At 67.8% G+C, this 15,277-nt stretch carries 16 protein-coding genes and 1 tRNA gene; 6 read left to right on the top strand and 11 right to left on the bottom strand.

Annotation, left to right across the window (positions count from 1 at the left end):
* Positions 1-38 precede the first annotated feature (38 nt).
* From AB0B45_RS33005 to AB0B45_RS32965, 9 genes are all read right to left on the bottom strand, one after another.
* Positions 39-1,088 (bottom strand): ParB/RepB/Spo0J family partition protein, encoded by a 1,050-nt coding sequence (locus tag AB0B45_RS33005; RefSeq protein WP_358138554.1) that lies wholly within the window; start codon positions 1,086-1,088, stop codon positions 39-41.
* Between the two features lie 407 nt (positions 1,089-1,495).
* Positions 1,496-2,587: a hypothetical protein gene (locus AB0B45_RS33000; protein ID WP_358138552.1), complete on the bottom strand. Its 1,092-nt coding sequence runs from the start codon at positions 2,585-2,587 to the stop codon at positions 1,496-1,498.
* A gap of 66 nt (positions 2,588-2,653) precedes the next feature.
* A complete protein-coding gene (locus AB0B45_RS32995; RefSeq protein WP_358138550.1) occupies positions 2,654-2,920 on the bottom strand; it encodes a hypothetical protein in 267 nt (88 codons plus the stop codon).
* Positions 2,921-3,646: 726 nt separating this feature from the next.
* On the bottom strand, positions 3,647-4,252 hold the full coding sequence (locus tag AB0B45_RS32990) for a hypothetical protein (RefSeq protein ID WP_358138548.1): 606 nt from the start codon (positions 4,250-4,252) through the stop codon (positions 3,647-3,649).
* Positions 4,249-4,647: a hypothetical protein gene (locus AB0B45_RS32985; RefSeq protein WP_358138546.1), complete on the bottom strand. Its 399-nt coding sequence runs from the start codon at positions 4,645-4,647 to the stop codon at positions 4,249-4,251. The genes AB0B45_RS32990 and AB0B45_RS32985 overlap by 4 nt, the downstream gene beginning before the upstream one ends.
* A 317-nt stretch (positions 4,648-4,964) precedes the next feature.
* Positions 4,965-5,038 (bottom strand) — tRNA-Ile (locus AB0B45_RS32980).
* Between the two features lie 327 nt (positions 5,039-5,365).
* Positions 5,366-5,500 carry a hypothetical protein gene (locus AB0B45_RS32975; protein WP_358138544.1) on the bottom strand — a complete coding sequence of 45 codons (135 nt, stop codon included), beginning with the start codon at positions 5,498-5,500 and terminating at the stop codon, positions 5,366-5,368.
* A gap of 36 nt (positions 5,501-5,536) precedes the next feature.
* Positions 5,537-8,023, bottom strand: a complete 2,487-nt coding sequence (locus AB0B45_RS32970; RefSeq protein ID WP_358138543.1) for a PEP/pyruvate-binding domain-containing protein — start codon at positions 8,021-8,023, stop codon at positions 5,537-5,539.
* Positions 8,020-8,730: a helix-turn-helix domain-containing protein gene (locus AB0B45_RS32965; protein ID WP_358138541.1), complete on the bottom strand. Its 711-nt coding sequence runs from the start codon at positions 8,728-8,730 to the stop codon at positions 8,020-8,022. The genes AB0B45_RS32970 and AB0B45_RS32965 overlap by 4 nt, the downstream gene beginning before the upstream one ends.
* A gap of 83 nt (positions 8,731-8,813) precedes the next feature.
* Between AB0B45_RS32965 and AB0B45_RS32960 the strand changes: the two genes are divergently transcribed.
* Positions 8,814-9,362, top strand: a complete 549-nt coding sequence (locus AB0B45_RS32960) for a hypothetical protein (RefSeq protein WP_358138539.1) — start codon at positions 8,814-8,816, stop codon at positions 9,360-9,362.
* Here the strand turns inward: AB0B45_RS32960 and AB0B45_RS32955 are convergent.
* Complete coding sequence (locus tag AB0B45_RS32955) at positions 9,359-9,862, bottom strand: DinB family protein (RefSeq protein WP_358138537.1); 504 nt, start codon at positions 9,860-9,862, stop codon at positions 9,359-9,361. The genes AB0B45_RS32960 and AB0B45_RS32955 overlap by 4 nt on opposite strands.
* Positions 9,863-9,903: 41 nt before the next feature.
* On the opposite strand from AB0B45_RS32955, the gene AB0B45_RS32950 reads away from it, so the two are divergent.
* Complete coding sequence (locus AB0B45_RS32950) at positions 9,904-10,281, top strand: hypothetical protein (protein WP_358138535.1); 378 nt, start codon at positions 9,904-9,906, stop codon at positions 10,279-10,281.
* 79 nt (positions 10,282-10,360) lie between these two features.
* A complete protein-coding gene (locus tag AB0B45_RS32945) occupies positions 10,361-11,035 on the top strand; it encodes a DUF6766 family protein (RefSeq protein WP_358138533.1) in 675 nt (224 codons plus the stop codon).
* Here AB0B45_RS32945 and AB0B45_RS32940 read toward each other — a convergent pair.
* Positions 10,969-11,790 carry a 1-aminocyclopropane-1-carboxylate deaminase/D-cysteine desulfhydrase gene (locus AB0B45_RS32940; protein ID WP_358138532.1) on the bottom strand — a complete coding sequence of 274 codons (822 nt, stop codon included), beginning with the start codon at positions 11,788-11,790 and terminating at the stop codon, positions 10,969-10,971. The two genes, AB0B45_RS32945 and AB0B45_RS32940, sit on opposite strands and share 67 nt — an antisense overlap.
* A 43-nt stretch (positions 11,791-11,833) precedes the next feature.
* Here AB0B45_RS32940 and galK point away from each other — a divergent pair, with 43 nt between their 5' ends.
* From galK to AB0B45_RS32925, 3 genes are all read left to right on the top strand, one after another.
* Positions 11,834-12,949 (top strand): galactokinase, encoded by a 1,116-nt coding sequence (gene galK, locus AB0B45_RS32935; RefSeq protein WP_358138530.1) that lies wholly within the window; start codon positions 11,834-11,836, stop codon positions 12,947-12,949.
* 214 nt (positions 12,950-13,163) lie between these two features.
* On the top strand, positions 13,164-14,282 hold the full coding sequence (locus AB0B45_RS32930; protein ID WP_358138529.1) for a nitric oxide synthase oxygenase: 1,119 nt from the start codon (positions 13,164-13,166) through the stop codon (positions 14,280-14,282).
* A gap of 184 nt (positions 14,283-14,466) precedes the next feature.
* Positions 14,467-15,240, top strand: a complete 774-nt coding sequence (locus tag AB0B45_RS32925; protein ID WP_358138527.1) for an enoyl-CoA hydratase-related protein — start codon at positions 14,467-14,469, stop codon at positions 15,238-15,240.
* Positions 15,241-15,277: the final 37 nt, after the last annotated feature.

The following is a 15,277-nucleotide window of genomic DNA, read 5'->3' as shown; positions in this document are numbered from 1 at the left end:
GTGCAACTGCCGCGTTTCCTCAGTTGCACGCCACGGGATCATGCGCTCTCTGAGCGTCTGGTGTTCGCAGAGCGCGAGGCCGTTTCCTCAAGATTTTGCGCCAGCTCAAGCCAACCTTGTGCGTAGATCCGGGCCAGGACGGCGACCGCAGGCCTGCAATGGGGAGGGATAGTGTCCATGATCTTCGTGGTTCTCGCGAACACGGGTCGCTGATGATGGAGTAGTTGCAGAAGTCCTCGTCCTGTATCCCGGTATCTCAGGGAGGGGTCATTCCGGAGAATCTCCAATATGGCCTCACAGTCGGCCGCGGTTGGCCCGAACGATGGATTGTGGGCGCTGGGAGTTGGAGCGCTGTTTCTCTCTAGGGTCACTCGACGCCGCACGACTCGCACTGACACGTCGCCGTTCGAGGGTCTCTGCTCTGCCTTCCCCTGCAACTCAGCACGGACTCTGCGGACGGTGCCTGGCGAGATTCCGGCTTCCTTCGCAATCTCCCGCAGGGATGCCTCGGGCTTCTTCGCGAGCAGCTCCTGCGCGATCGCCCGGCCGGCAGCACTGTTCACCGGCCTCGTCCGTCCGTCAAGACCGAGTCGGCGCCCCGGTGGCGCGACAGAGCTCTGGCGGGCGCGCAATGCGCTGACCGTCTTGCCGGAGAGCCCTGCCGCCCGAGCGACGGCTCGATCCGACCAATCTGGATACAGTCTGATGATTTGAACAGCCGCATTCCTTCGATCCGACAATGACAGAGCTAATCCGTGTGCAATATTCGCGCTAACACTATAAAGAAACGCATTCGCGTCCCCGACGTCCATGAGCCGAGCCCTGATCTCGGTGCGCCCCTGCAACTCGGCCGCAAGTATGCGGTGCATACCGTCGATGACCCGCAGGGATTGCTTCTGCACCAGTATGGGAGGCAATTCCTCGTCGCAATCGGCCAAAATCTGCACGTGCTCTTCGCTGATGCCAAATGCCCTAACGTGATTACCGGTCACGAGATCAGCGATGGGAATATCCATCACCGGGATTTCCTCCACACCGCCCATCTCTCGATCACCGCTTACCGACACCAATTCACTCCCGAAGGTCATGCGTCCACGCTGTAATCTCCGCTGCCAAAGTCGTGCCGACTTCCCAGCACGTCCGACCCTGTAGCCCCGACGAATAAGGGCGACAAGGCACATCGAGTGATCTAGAAGCGCCCAGCGTAGACCTCGTTACAAGATCTATGACGATCGAATCTCAGTACAGTAATCGGATGAATGAAGGTTAGTTCAGGAAAGCCAAAGCCACTTCCGGGCTATACCTCAAATACGGCTCAGCAACGGCAACGCATGTCCCCAAGGAAAGACATTCAGCTAGTGGCATCCTGGCCGCTGTGTTAGGTATTGATGTGACGAACATGACCGAATTCACCACCGAGCTACACCTTCTCTTGCGTAGCAGCCTCTTCGATCTCTTCCCGGACCTGCGGGTGCCGAATAATCATCCGGCCAGGTCAAGCCGTATGTCGGTACTCCTTGAGTGCACCCGCCAAGTCGATCATGTCGGCGGATATCGAGCAGCGTGATCCGGGCTGGGTCAGCACCCGAATCGGGAAGCGGTCGCAGCGGAGCTGCCTGTCCAAGAGCCGGTGCGACCGGTGTTCGTTGTAGAAGGTCTCGCACTCGCGCAGCGCGTGCAGAAGGTGGCGCTGGTTCCAGATCAAGGTCCGGTCCAGCAGCTCGCGCCGGCAGGTCTGGATCCAGCGTTCCATGATGGAATTCATCCGCAGTATCCGAACACCGGTCTTGACCACCCGCATCCCGGCATCGAGCAAGACGGCGTCGAAGGCCGCGGTGAACTTCGCGTCCCGATCCCGTATCAGGAACTTCGCGGTCCTGCCCGCGCCCGGCAGGTCCATGACAAGATTGCGGACGAGCTGAGTGACCCACTGCCCAGTGGGGTGCGGGGTGACGCCGAGGATGCGAACGCGACGGGTGGCGTGCTCGACGACTGCCAGAACGTACAGGCGCGCCCCGGTCAGCGTGGAGACCTCGACGAGGTCACACACCACCAGCGCACCTGCCTGGCTGCGCAGGAACGCGGACCATGTGATCGCCGTCCGCCCAGGCGACGGGTCGATGCCGTGGCCTTTGAGGATTCCCCGGACGGTGGAGGCAGCGATCTTGACGCCGAGCCCGGCCAGTTCACCGTGGATGCGCCGGTAGCCCCGCGAGGAGTTCTCCCGTGCTAGCCGCAGTACCGAGATCCGGATGGACCGAACGGTGCGCGGGCGTCCACGCCGCCGCAATGCACTGGCCGCGGCGTGCCGTCGCCGCAGGAAATCACGGTGCCAGCGCAGGACGGTGTCCGGGTGCACCAGCAACGTGATGTGCCGCAACTGGTCCATCGGCGGACGGCAGAGCAGTCCTGCCAGGAGAAACCGGTCCTCCGGCGTGAGCGCCGGCTTTGCCGCCTGCCGCTCCAGTACCGTCAACTGGTGCCGGAGCACCAGAATTTCCATGTCCTTGTCGTGATCGCTCCTGGGCAGCAGTCGCAGGAACGAGAAGGTGGTAGTCACGGTGAGGTAGGCCGAGCGCAGCAGCACGACCGATCATCATGCCGTTTCTGGTACAGCTCTCGCGACTTCCAGTCGGGAGCACGTGGTCGCCCGTCACTCCTGCGACCTGCACGGATGAATTTTCGGCACCCGCAAGTTCCTCCAGAGCCGGGTGCAGGACATCCACGCCTCGGCGGCCTGCGTGACGGAAGCCTGTTCGTCGTGCTTCTCGGCCTCCTCCGGCGTGAGCGGGGGCGGGGTGGGCACCTGCGCAGGATGGCCGGGCGGCGGGACCGGGGGACCGACCGCGGCGCCAGCCGGAGCGGCGAGCAGTGTCAGGACGGCCGCGACGACCGCGATAGGAGCAAGTTTCTTCCGCATGCCGCAAAGGTGCTCCACCTAAATCATCAACTGATAATCACCACATAAACCACCCACTGAGAGCCATCATGCCGTGAGGGGCTACGACGGGAGCGCAAGAGTGCATCACCTCCATGACCTGCACGGATGAATATTCGGCACCCGCACCTCCTCGCACAGGTTGTCGTGCCGGACGGTCCAGCGGAATGCGGGCCTATCCGAGATGTCGACCGCGGCTAGCCCCGCCCGAATCGGGCACATGACCTGGTGCGGCCCGTATGACGCCGCCACCTTGCGGACGCCGGACCGCCTGGGCACGATGGTCGCTGGGTGTGACCTCTCATCTTGAGTCGGCTACACATGCCGCGCTGAGCCCGAGCGCCCGCCACGTCCCGCAGCGGCCGATAACGTCGTCAGCCACCGCAGGAGGGGGTCTTGCCGCTCGGCTTCGGCAGAGTGGAGCCGTTCGCTTCGGTCAGCAGTAGGTGAGCATGTCTTCCAGTGCAGCCTTCTCGCTCACCTGGAACGTCAGGCCCCAGTCGAACTTCACGTCGATCCACGAGCGGGCGTACACGCAGTAGCAGCTCGTCAACGGACGCTTCCAGTCGGACGGGTCCTTATCGCCTTTTGCTTGGTTGACGTGGTCGGTTTACCGATCGCCTTCGGTTCAATCTATGTTCGACCTGCTGGTCACGTCGCGAACATGTGTGTGTCGTGTGTTTGTAGCCAGTCCGAGCCGACCTCTGGTCAGAGGAAGTCTCGCCAGAAGGGGACGGCTGCCGGCGGAGTCCAGTTTGGGGCGATGTCGAGGCTGGCACCACCGAACTCCTGCTGGATGTAGTCGAAGAGGTCGGGGCCGTAGTAGATGATGTCTGTCTGGTGCATCGACAAGACCGGGTGCCCGTAGGTTCCTCGTCCGGCTGGCAGGTATCGGTGGCTGAAGATGGGGACCATGCGCGGGACTTCGCTGAGTTTCAGGCGGGCTGCACTGATTGCTTCAGCTTGGTCGTTTGGCCGTTCGCCCCAAGTGTCGTGCCAGTAGCCGTGCCCGACGTCGAAGAGAACTCCGTCCACCGGCCAGTTCAGCCTTTCGCGCAGTTCAACAGGGTCACCGTTGCGCCAGTCGGACCAGGGTGTTTCGCTCTGGAACACTCCCGGCTCGGGCGGAGGGGAGCCGGTCGGCAGCCCTGCGGCGAGGAACGCTCGGTGATCGTCGGAGAATTCGAAGCCGTACTTGTGCTCGATGCGGGCGAACTCCGCGTCGGTCAACCCTGGCTCGATCGGCCAGAATCCCGTCTGGGCCAGTCGGTGGGCTGCGCGTGTACCGAGCGCGGAACCTGCGGTGCTGATCACTCGGGAATCGTAGCTAGGTCTTCGAGCTGCCGAGCTTCAAGATCGGCGATGCGTTTGTCGCGGAAGCGGCTATTGGAGCGTGAGAGTGCGAGCTTCTCCTCAAGATTCCGGTTCGCCGGGGAGAGGTCGCTGACCTGTCGTTTCAGGTCAGCGTTCTGGGTGGCGATGCGTTGCGCGGCTTGTTCGGTGTAATCGGCTTCGAGGTCGCGGATCTGGCCGAGCAGCAGACCGATCCGGTCTCGTTGAGTGTCGATCTCTCGGTGCGCCGTGCTGAGAGCCCCTTCGGCGTTGAGGGCGCGTTCCCTCCAGGAAGCTTCGATTTGGGCGTCGTGGCTTGCTCTTGGCCGCGCTGATCGCCTGAGGTGGCGAGCGCGCAGGTCGTTGAGTTCGGTCACATCCCAGGCGGGCGGCGTTGCGGTGTCCGGGGGCCGTTGCGGCCAGCCTGGTCACGGCCCACTTGGCAGGAAACCTGGCTTGGAGAACGTTTGAGTGATCGCATGGATGCCGCCGATGTCACGGCCTTGAGCGGCGTTCTGGCTTGGCCTTCTGATGATCGTCGCGGGGGGCTGAGTTGACAATGTCTGTCTAAGCGATCTACCGATGTACACGATCCGTACATGCGAGCAACCAGCGAGCAACCAAACATGATCGACAACTCGCGCGGAGGGTCTGGAGAATCGTGAAACCCCAGGTCAAACACGGTATGGAAGAGTAGGGCGGGTGGGACTTGAACCCACGACCCACGGATTATGAGTCCGATGCTCTGACCGGCTGAGCTACCGCCCCCTGCGAAAGTGCAGTCTCCCACAAAATCTCGCGCTTGCCAGCATAGATCGCATCCCCCGCGCTCCAGGCTCAACCCACCGCATTGAGCCTGCGAAGTAACTCCACGGGACCGTGCGGGAGCGGACAGTGGAAGATCGCCAGGCGCCGGGGGGAATGGATGCCGGGTGCTCGTGGTTACATGCATCGTGGCCGGTGTGCCCAGTGTCCCCGGGCCTCACCTATTGCCTTCACGGAATACCGTTCGGCTGGAGCCGTGTTGTGCCTTCCGCCGAGAGGCGACCTGCACACCGTTCGCGCACGTGGGGAAACGCCCGCCCGATCCCAGGATCAGGCGGGCGTTTCCTCGTCTGCGGGCATCCACGGCTCAAACGGTCTCACTCTGTCGAGGTCCTGCCGCGCCCTGCGGTAGGCCTCGCATCTGGCTTCGAGCTCCCGCTCCTCCTCTGTCATGCGCGCAGTCATGCGACGCATCCTGGCCGAGGCTCGCCGAGCGGGGCCTCAACTTGGCAGAACCTCGACCGTTCCCTTTTCGCCGTCGACCCGGACGCGGTCGCCGTCCTTGATCCGCATGGTGGCGTTGCCGGTGCCGACGACCGCGGGGATGCCGAGCTCGCGCGCGACGATCGAGGCGTGCGAGAGGGGCGCTCCCATGTCGGTGACGACGGCGGCGGCGCGGGGGAACATCGGTGTCCAGCCGATGTTGGTGAGCGTCGTGACGAGGATCTCGCCCTGCTTGAGCCGTTCGCCCTCTTCGGGTCCCGCGATGACCCTCGCCACGCCCTCGACGACGCCGGGTGCGCCGGGGAAGCCCGTGACCGCGTCGGCGACCTCGACCGAGATGCCGCGCGCGTCGTAGAGGTCGGCGCGGCGGTCGGGCGAGGCGGCCCAGCGGACGGGGTCGAAGTAGCCCACGATCAGCGTCGGGTACGGCGGAAGCGCCGCGTAGCGCTCGTAGGTGGCGCGCCGTACCGCGACCCTGGTGGGCTCGGCGCCGCGCAGCACGGAGAGGATCTCGTCGACGGGCAGGAAGAACAGATCGTCGCCGTGCCCGGTCAGCTCCCCCGCCCTGAGCACGAAGGCGCGTAGCGCCCAGAACGCGCGGATCACCTCCGAGCGGGTCGTCTCGCGGTCGCGGACGACGGCGTTCCAGCGGGCGATCCTGGCCCGCATCGCGGCCTCCTTGCCCGGATGGCGCTGGGCGAACCTGGCCCAGGCCGCGTCGCGGGCGGCGGCCTGCCTGGCGAGCAGCGCGCCGGTGTCGGCCTGCGCGGTCGACAGCCCCGCGAGCTGGGCGTCGATCCACTCAGGGTCCTCGCCGGGCCTGGGGCGGGAGACCTCGAACTCGTGCGGCCCCCGATGCCCGTAGGCGAGCGCGAACTCCTCGCGTGTGATCTCGCCCTTGGCCAGCCGGTCGAGGCCGATGATCGGCCCGAGGCTGGCCAGCTCGCCGGAGCCGTCCGCGTTGACGCCGGTCAGCATGGCCTCGGCGTCGGTCTCGCCCATCATCTTGCGCAGCTTGTCGCGGGTCCAGACCAGTGTGGCGCCGCCCTGCCGTCCCGCCGCCTCGAGCATCCTGCAGGCCGTGATCAGATACGGCAGCAGCTCGCCTTCCCACACCTGCGCCAGTTCGGTGCCGCTCCCCGCGGCCTCGATCGTGGCGCGCAGCTCCTCGTTGCGCCGCCGCGCGGTGGCGAGGAAGGCGGGCATGGTGGCGAGGCTGTCCTTGACCCGCTTCCTGATGCGGAAGGCCATGGGCAGGGTCAGCTTGACGATCTTCCACCGCGAGGTCTTCACCAGGGGGATGTCCAGGCCCGGAGGGAACTTGCCGAAGACCTGTTCCACCGCGCTCAGCCTGGACCCCATGCCGAGCGCCTTGGCGATGGAGACGGTGAGGCTGAGGTTCATGTAGAAGCGGCCGCCGATGTTGCCGACGAGGTCGAAGCCGGGCAGCGCGGAGGCGGACATCGCCTCGTGGATGAAGATCCGCACGAACGACCAGGTGGCGGGGGTCATCACGTCGGGGATGGCCTCGCCGAGGTTGCCCGCGGTCCACAGGTAGTCGCCCTTGCGGCTGTCGTTCCACTCCTCGACCTCCTGCTGGAGACCGGTGACGGGGCGGGCCTGCAGGACGAACAGCTCTCCGTCGCGCATCGCCCACTCCACGTCCATGGGCGTGCAGTACAGGCGCTCGATGGTGGTGCCGAGCTCGGCCAGCCGTACGGCCTGAGGGCCGTCGAGCACGGGAAGGCGGCGTCTTTCCTCGGGCACGGGCTCCTCGCGGGTGCCTGAGCCGGTCCGCACGGTCATGACGGTCTTGTCGGCGACGCGTTCGTCGGTGACCGCGCCGTCCTTGACCACAAGGGTGTCGGGGGTGACCTGGCCGCCGACGACCGCCTCGCCGAGGCCCCACGCGGCGTTGACGACGATCTCGTCGCGGGCGCCGTTGACGGGGTTGGCGGTGAACATGACGCCCGCCGCGTCGGCCGCGACCAGTTCCTGCACGACGACGGCGAGCGCGACCTCGCCATGGGAGACGTCGTTGCGGCCGCGGTAGGCGATGGCCCGCTCGGTCCACAGCGAGGCCCAGCAGCGCCTGACCGCGTCGAGGAGGGCGTCGCCGCGGACGTTGAGGTAGGTATCCTGCTGTCCGGCGAAGGACATGCCGGGCAGGTCCTCGGCGGTGGCCGAGGAGCGCACGGCGACGGGAACGTCGTCGCCGAGCGCCGCGTATGCCTCGCGGACGGCCTTCGCGGTCTCGTCCGGCATCTCGTGCTCGGCGAACAGGGCGGCGATCGCGGCGGGCTCGTCGAGCGAGGCGAGGATCCGGTCGTGGAAGGGGGCGACGAACTCGCGGTAGGCGTCTGTGGTGATGTGGAATCCGGCCGGCACCGGCAGGCCCGCCCTGGCCAGCCGGGCGAGGGAGGCGCCCTTGCCGCCCGCGACCTCGAGCGTGGCGGCGGCGTCGTCGAGAGGAAGCACCCTCACGTCGCATACTCCTTAGTGCCGAGCGATTCGCGCAGTTTGTCCTGCGCGATCGTCACGGCGGTGTCGAGATACTCCTGTGTTGCCTTGGCGACGGCCACGGCGTCGCCTGCCCCGCCCGGCTCCATCGCACGCCGTCCCACGTCGGCGAGCAGTTCGGCCAGCCGCTCGTCCGGCACCTTCATCGAGTCGGGCAGGTAGCGCTGCGCCGTCAGGAATCCGTAGAGCGTGGAGGCGAAGACCGTCAGGTGCTCGGGGGTCGTCAGGTCGGCGCGCAGCGCGCCGTGGTCGCGCAGGGCGTCGATGTAGGTCTCGAACAGCTCGCCCGTCGGCGGCGCGGTGCCGCTCTCGCGCTTGTGGCGGGTGAGCTTGCCGAGCACCTCGGAGTCGCCGAGGAGGCTGGCCCTCATCAGCGGCCTGCGCAGCAGCTCGCGGGCCAGGCCGTGGAGCAGGTCGTGGAGGGTCGAGGGGGCGCTCCGCCGTACGTCGTCGAGCAGGTGGACCCGCTCGCGGCGCAGCAGGGCGGCGAACAGCGCGTCGCGCGTCCTCCAGTGCAGGTAGATCGTTCCCTTGGCGACCCCCGCCGCCCTGGCGATGTCGTCGATCGTGGTCTTGTCGTAGCCGAAGCGCTGGATCAGCTCTGACGCGGCGTCAAGGATGCGGTGCGCCCGCTCCAGCTGCCGTCCGGGATCCGCCGGTGGACGAGCCATACCCACCTCCATTGTTTGACCAAATATACTCATTCGGTCATTCAATGACCACCCTCTCGTGATCTCGGGGTAGCGTGGACCGCATGGCGAAGGCGTTCTGGATCGACCAGGAGCTCGACAGGGACAGGGACGGCCGCTACGGCGCGCACGTCCGCAAGAACGTCGACGAGTTCGCCGAGGCGTGGGGGGACATCGCCCCCGTGACCTTCGCCTGCGCCGCGTGGCGGATGGCCGTCCCTCCCGCCATCTCACCGGGGCACATCAGGTGGGACAGGCGCGTCCTCGACGCGACCTGCGTGCGCAACACATGGGACGGCACGCTCATCGCCGAGGTCCGCATCGTCTCGCCGCTGCCCGAGCAGCTCACCAGCTCAAGGGAGTGGTGGCGGGACCGGGGCTGGCGGGGCTGGCAGGAGATCTTCGGCCAGTACGTCGAGCCGACCCAGCAGGACCTCTCGCGTGGTCCGTTCGTGCGCGCCTCCCTGCTGGTGCAGGCGCCGATCCCGCTGGACGAGCTGCCACCGGCGCCGCAGGGCCCGCACGACGGTGTGGAGGAGGCGGCGCATCGGGCGCTGGCCGTGCTGGTCAAGGAGCTCAACGCGCTGCTCGCACCCCTGCTCGACCGCTTCTAGGCGCCCTTCACCCCGTCGACCAGCTCGCGCACGACGTCGAGGTGGCCGTTGTGCCGCGAGGTCTCCTCGATCAGGTGCCCGATCACCCACCGCAGCGTGAACGCGTCGCCCTCGCGGCCCTTGCCCGCCGACAGGGCGTCGAGGTCGGCGGAGGCGAGCTTGTCGTCGATCTCCGCGCAGGCCCTGGTGTACTCGGCGACCACGTCGGCGAGCGTCCGCGCGGGGTCGGGCGTGAAATCCAGGTCGGGGGCCTCCTTCGTCCAGGGCGCCCGCTCCTCCTCTCCGAGGAACACCACCTCGAACCACCAGTGCTCCACCCAGCGCAGATGGCTGACCAGCCCCGCGACCGTCATCAGCGGCGAGTCGGGCAGAGGCGCCTTCCTCGCGTCCTCGTCACTCATCCCCTCGCACTTGGCCACCGCGGTCGCGCGCGCGTAGGAAAGGAAGGTCTGGAGGGTGGCCCGCTCGTCCCACCGTGGTGGAACATCTGTTCTCTTCATGTCCCAAGCTTCTCAGCAGTCATCCTGGGTAGCTCCCTGCCATGAAGACAGCCGTCGTCCTGCTCGCCCTGCTCGCCGCCACCGGATGCGCCGTGGACACGGGCCCTCCCGCGCGTACGGCGGAGCGGTTCCTCGCGGCGGCCACCACCCAGCAGGGTGAGATCGCCTGCGAACTGCTTGCCCGCAGGACCGCGGAGAAGCTGCCGGACAAGGGCCAGACCTGCGCGCAGGCGCTCGTCGAGGTGGGGCTGCGCGGCGGCGCGGTCAAGTCGGTCGCCGTGTGGGGCGACGAGGCGCAGGTACGGCTGGACGGCGACACCCTCTTCCTGCACCGCTTCGGCGGCGGCTGGCGGGTCAAGGCCGCGGGATGCGCGCCGCGGGGGGACGACCTGCCGTACGAGTGCGAGGTGGAGGACTGATGCGCACGGTGTTCGTCACGACCATGCTCATCATCGTCGTGGGGCTTACCTGGTTCTTCGCGATGGGGTTGATGCGCCGATGAAGCGTTTCCTCAAGGAGAACTCCCTGTCGCTGTTCTTCCTACTGATCTTCGCTCTCGCGCTGATCGGCCAGGCGTTCGCCGGCAACGCCGAGTACAACGACCAGCGGCTCGTGGACGGCGGGCAACCGATCTCGGTGGTCGAATACGTCACGACGTCGGACTTCGCGGTCGACGTGGCGGAGAACTGGCAGTCGGAGTACCTGCAGTTCCTCCTGTTCATTCTCGCGACGGTGTGGCTGGTGCAGCGAGGCTCACCCGAGTCGAAGGAGGTCGGCAAGGAGGGCGGCGGGTCCGACAAGGAGCAGATGGTCGGCAGGCACGCGCAGGGGGAGTCACCCGGATGGGCCACGGCCGACGGCTGGCGCAGGGCGCTGTTCAGCAACTCGCTCGGATGGGTGATGGGCACCGTGTTCGTGCTGTCGTGGCTGGCGCAGTCGGTGGCCGGGCTCGCGGCGAACAACGCGCAGCGGCTCGCCGAACTGCGCGACCCGCAGAGCTGGGGCGCCTATGTCACGGGCGCCGATTTCTGGAGCAGGACGCTGCAGAACTGGCAGTCGGAGTTCCTCGCGGTGGCCTCGATGGTGGTGCTCTCGATCTATCTGCGTCAGCGCGGGTCGCCCGAGTCGAAACCGGTCGGCGCGCCCCATGGCGCGACGGGAGTCGAGGGCTGACCCGTGACGACGGCGACGACGCGGGTGTGGCGGGCGAAGGCGCCCTGCCCGGCCAGGTCGAGGATCCCGTAGATCATCTTGGCGACGTAGACCTGCTCGAAGGAAGGGTCCAGCGCGGGCGAGGTCCTTGCGTAGCCGCCGAAGTGGTAGTCGAGGTTGACCGCCCAGTTGCCGGTGACCGTGCCACAGGCCTCGCGCTGCAGCCTGGCCACCTCGTCGTTGAGGAACCCTGCCCCTTTCAGCACGGCGAAGCCGAGCGCGCGCCTGCCTTCCGGCAACCCGGCCGCGATGCCGGCCAGGGTGCCGCCGGTGCCGACGGGGCAGCAGATCACGTCGTAGTCGAGGTCGATCTCGCCCGGCAGTTCGGCGCAGCCCCGCACCGCCGCCGCGTTGCTGCCTCCCTCTGGCAGGATCGCGACGTCCCCGAACTCCTCGCGCAGCCCGTCGAGGACCTGCGGGGTGTGCTTGAGCCGGTAGGCGGCCCTGTCGAGATAGGTCAGGCGCATCCCGCACGCCCTGGCGTACGCCAGTGAGGGGTTGAGCGGCAGATGCTCCTCGCCGCGCACCACGCCGATCGTCTCGAAGCCGTGCTCCATGCCCGCCCTGGCCAGCGCGCGCAGGTGCCCCGAGTAGGCGCCGCCGAAGCTGAGCACGCGCGGGTGGCCCAGGTTGTACTTGAGCTTGCGGGTCTTGTTGTCGTCGTGCTTGAGGAAGAGCCTGACCGTCCCGAGCCGGGGATCCCTCATCTCCTCCATCGCGCTAGTCTACGGTCGAACCGTTGTTGAGGAGTGTTCGATTATGCGCGTTGTTGAAGCTTTCCGTGGTGCTTACGCCGCCGAGCCGGCGACCGTGTGGCGCGCGCCTGGGCGCGTCAACCTCATCGGCGAGCACACCGACTACAACGACGGCTTCGTGCTGCCCTTCGCGGTGCCGTGGGGAATCACCGCCGCGCTCAGCCCGCGCACGGACGGCACGATCAGGCTCATGTCGCTGCAGTCCCCCGGCGACCCCGAGGTCATCGCCTCGTGGGACACCGCGAGGGGCTGGACCCGCTACGTCGTCGGCGTCCTGGCCATGCTCGGCTCACGCACCAGGGGCGCCGACATCGTCATCGACGGCGACCTGCCCGCGGGCGCGGGGCTGAGCTCCAGCGCGGCCCTCGAGGTCGTCATCGGCTCCGCCCTCAACGAGGTGTACGGCCTGGGCCTGACCCCCATGGAGATCGCCCTGCTCGGCCAGAAGGCGGAGAACGACTTCGTCGGCATGCCCTGCGGCATCATGGACCAGGCGGCATCGGCGCTCTGCGAGGAAGGCAGGGCCCTGTTCCTCGACTGCCGCTCTCTCGGCTTCCGCAACATCCCGCTCGACGTGGCCGCGCACGGGATGCGGATCGTCATCATCGACACCGGCGTCCACCACGAGCTGGCCGACGGCCAGTACGCCAAGCGCCGCGCCGACTGCGAGTCCGCCGCCCGCAAGCTCGGCGTCGCCGCGTTGCGTGACGTGACGGACCTGGCCGGGGCGCTGGCCGTGCTCCAGGGTGACGAGCGCAAGCGCGTCCAGCACGTCGTCACGGAGAACCACCGCGTCGAGGCGGTCATCGGGCTGCTGCGGGCGGGAGCGGTCGCCGAGATCGGGGCACTGCTGAACGCCTCGCACCTGTCGCTGCGGGACCAGTACGAGGTGTCCTCCCCCGAGCTGGACGTCGCGGTGGAGGCCGCCATCCGGGGCGGGGCCCGTGGAGCGCGGATGACCGGTGGCGGGTTCGGCGGGTCGGCGATCGCGCTGGTGGCGGAGGAGCGGGTGCCTGCCGTACGGGAGTCGGTGCTGGGGGCCTACGCGGAGCGCGGCTGGAAGGAGCCCCGCTTCCTGCCCGCCACTCCGGCCAGGGGCGCTCACAAGCTCACCCCCTGATCCGCGCCGAGAGAGTGACGCTCCGGAGTGCTGCGATCACGCAGTTTTCCCGGTTTAGGGGACAAATCGTGTTGCGCGGGTGAAGATGTGGTCTGCTGCGGACCACATGAGGGCGACGTGGTGAGGGCGACGCCAACAGGACCGTGCCTCCGACCCGGAATCGGTCGCGCGATCCGCGAACCCGGAATGCGCTGGTTGCTGCGTGCTTACGTGGATGAGGTCTCTTCGTCCCTTCGATGTCCACACCGTCACTGAGAGAACCGTCGACTTCCGTGAGGCGGAGCGCTTCATCCGCCTGTTCCACGCGGAGAACCCGGCCGGGGGCGACGTCCACGCGCGCCTGCGGCAGATCGCGCGGGACGCGGCCAAGTTCGGCACCTACACCCACACCGCCGAGGAGCTGGAGTTCGGCGCGAGAGTGGCCTGGCGCAACAGCAGCCGCTGCATCGGGCGGCTCTACTGGCGTTCGCTCAAGGTCAGGGACCGCAGGGACGTCTCCAGCGCCGAAGGCGTGGCAGTCGAATGCGTCGCCCACCTGAGAGAGGCGACGGGCGGCGGCAGGATCAGACCGATGATCACCGTGTTCGCCCAGGACCACCCCGGCTGCCCCGGCCCGCGCGTCGTGAACGAACAGCTCATCCGCTACGCCGGATACCGGCGAAAGGACGACACCGTGCTCGGCGACCCGCGCAACGTCGCCTTCACCGAGCAGGTGCTCAGGATGGGCTGGCGCGGCGGCGCGGGAACGAGGTTCGACGTGCTGCCGCTGGTCGTCCAGCCCGCCAAGGGGCGGCCGCTGCTGTGCAACGTGCCGGGGGACGCGATCCTCGAGGTGCCGATCAGGCATCCCGAGTACCGCTGGTTCGAGGAGCTGGACCTGCGCTGGCACGCCGTACCCGCCATCTCGAACATGTGCCTGGAGATCGGCGGCATCTGCTATCCGTGCGCGCCGTTCAACGGCTGGTACATGGGGACCGAGATCGGCGCCCGCAACCTCGCCGACCACGACCGCTACGACCAGCTGCCGGTGATCGCCCGGCGACTGGGGCTGGACACCTCCCACGAGCGGACCCTGTGGCGCGACCACGCGCTGGTGGAGCTCAACGTGGCCGTGCTGCACTCGTTCGAGGCGGCGGGGGTGACGATGACCGACCACCACACCGAGTCCAGGCGCTTCCTGACCCACCTGGAGCGGGAGGAGAAGGCGGGCAGGGCCTGCCCGGCCGACTGGTCGTGGATCGTGCCACCGATGTCGGGCGCGGCCACGCCCGTCTTCCACCGCTACTACGACCAGCGCCGCCTCACGCCGGCTTTCGTCCCCGCCCACGCGTAGCCGTCCGTCGCCGGGTGGCAGGCGATCCTTCCCGTACGGCAGGCACGGGAAGGCGCCCCCGCCCGGCACGGGGTCCCGCCCGTCCAAGGGACGCTCCCCGGGCGCGCGCGGCCGGGGTGGGCAACGGCGCCCCCCTTGGTGTAGAACGTTGTTCTGTAACAGGGTCTCGCCTGGAGGGTGTGCGATGTCGGAGCCGGTGCTGTCGTCGATCGACCAGGGCGTGATGACGCTGACGTTCAACCGCCCCGAGCGCCTCAACGCGTGGACCGACGCCATGGGCCGCCGCTACTTCGACCTGCTCGAACAGGCCGAGAAGGACCCCGCGGTGCGGGCTATCGTCGTCACCGGCGCGGGCAAGGGCTTCTGCTCGGGCGCCGACTTCCAGACGCTCGACGCGATCCGGTCCGGCACCTACGACGAGGAGCCCGACTCCAGGCCGAACACCTTCCCCACCACCATCCGCAAGCCGATCATCGCCGCGGTCAACGGGGCTTGCGCGGGGCTCGGCATGGTGCACGCGCTGGTGTGCGACCTGGTCTTCACCGCCGAGGACGCCAAGTGGACGACGGCCTTCCCGCGCAGGGGGCTGGTGGCCGAGTACGGGCTGTCGTGGGTGCTTCCGCGCCTCATGGGCCAGCAGCGGGCCATGGACGTGCTGCTGTCGGGCCGGGTGTTCACCGGCGCGGAGGCCTGCGCCATGGGTCTGGTGAACCGGGCCGTCCCGCGTGACGAGCTGCTGCCGGTGGCGCAGGAGTACGCGCGCGAACTGGCCGTGCACAGCTCGCCCGCTTCCATGGACGTCATCAAGCGTCAGGTGTGGAGCGACTGGGACCACACACTGGAGGAGTCGGCCAGGACGGCGGTCCGCGAGATGCTCGCCTCCTTCGAGCGGCCGGACTTCGCCGAGGGGGTGGCCAGCTTCCTCGAACGCCGCGCCCCCCGCTTCCCTCCCCTCTGACCCCGGCCCCGCCCGCCGGAAGGACCGGGAGAACCGG

The organism is Nonomuraea sp. NPDC049152 (assembly GCF_040648355.1).
Taxonomy (GTDB): domain Bacteria; phylum Actinomycetota; class Actinomycetes; order Streptosporangiales; family Streptosporangiaceae; genus Nonomuraea.
This window is presented reverse-complemented; position numbering and strand designations above follow the sequence as displayed.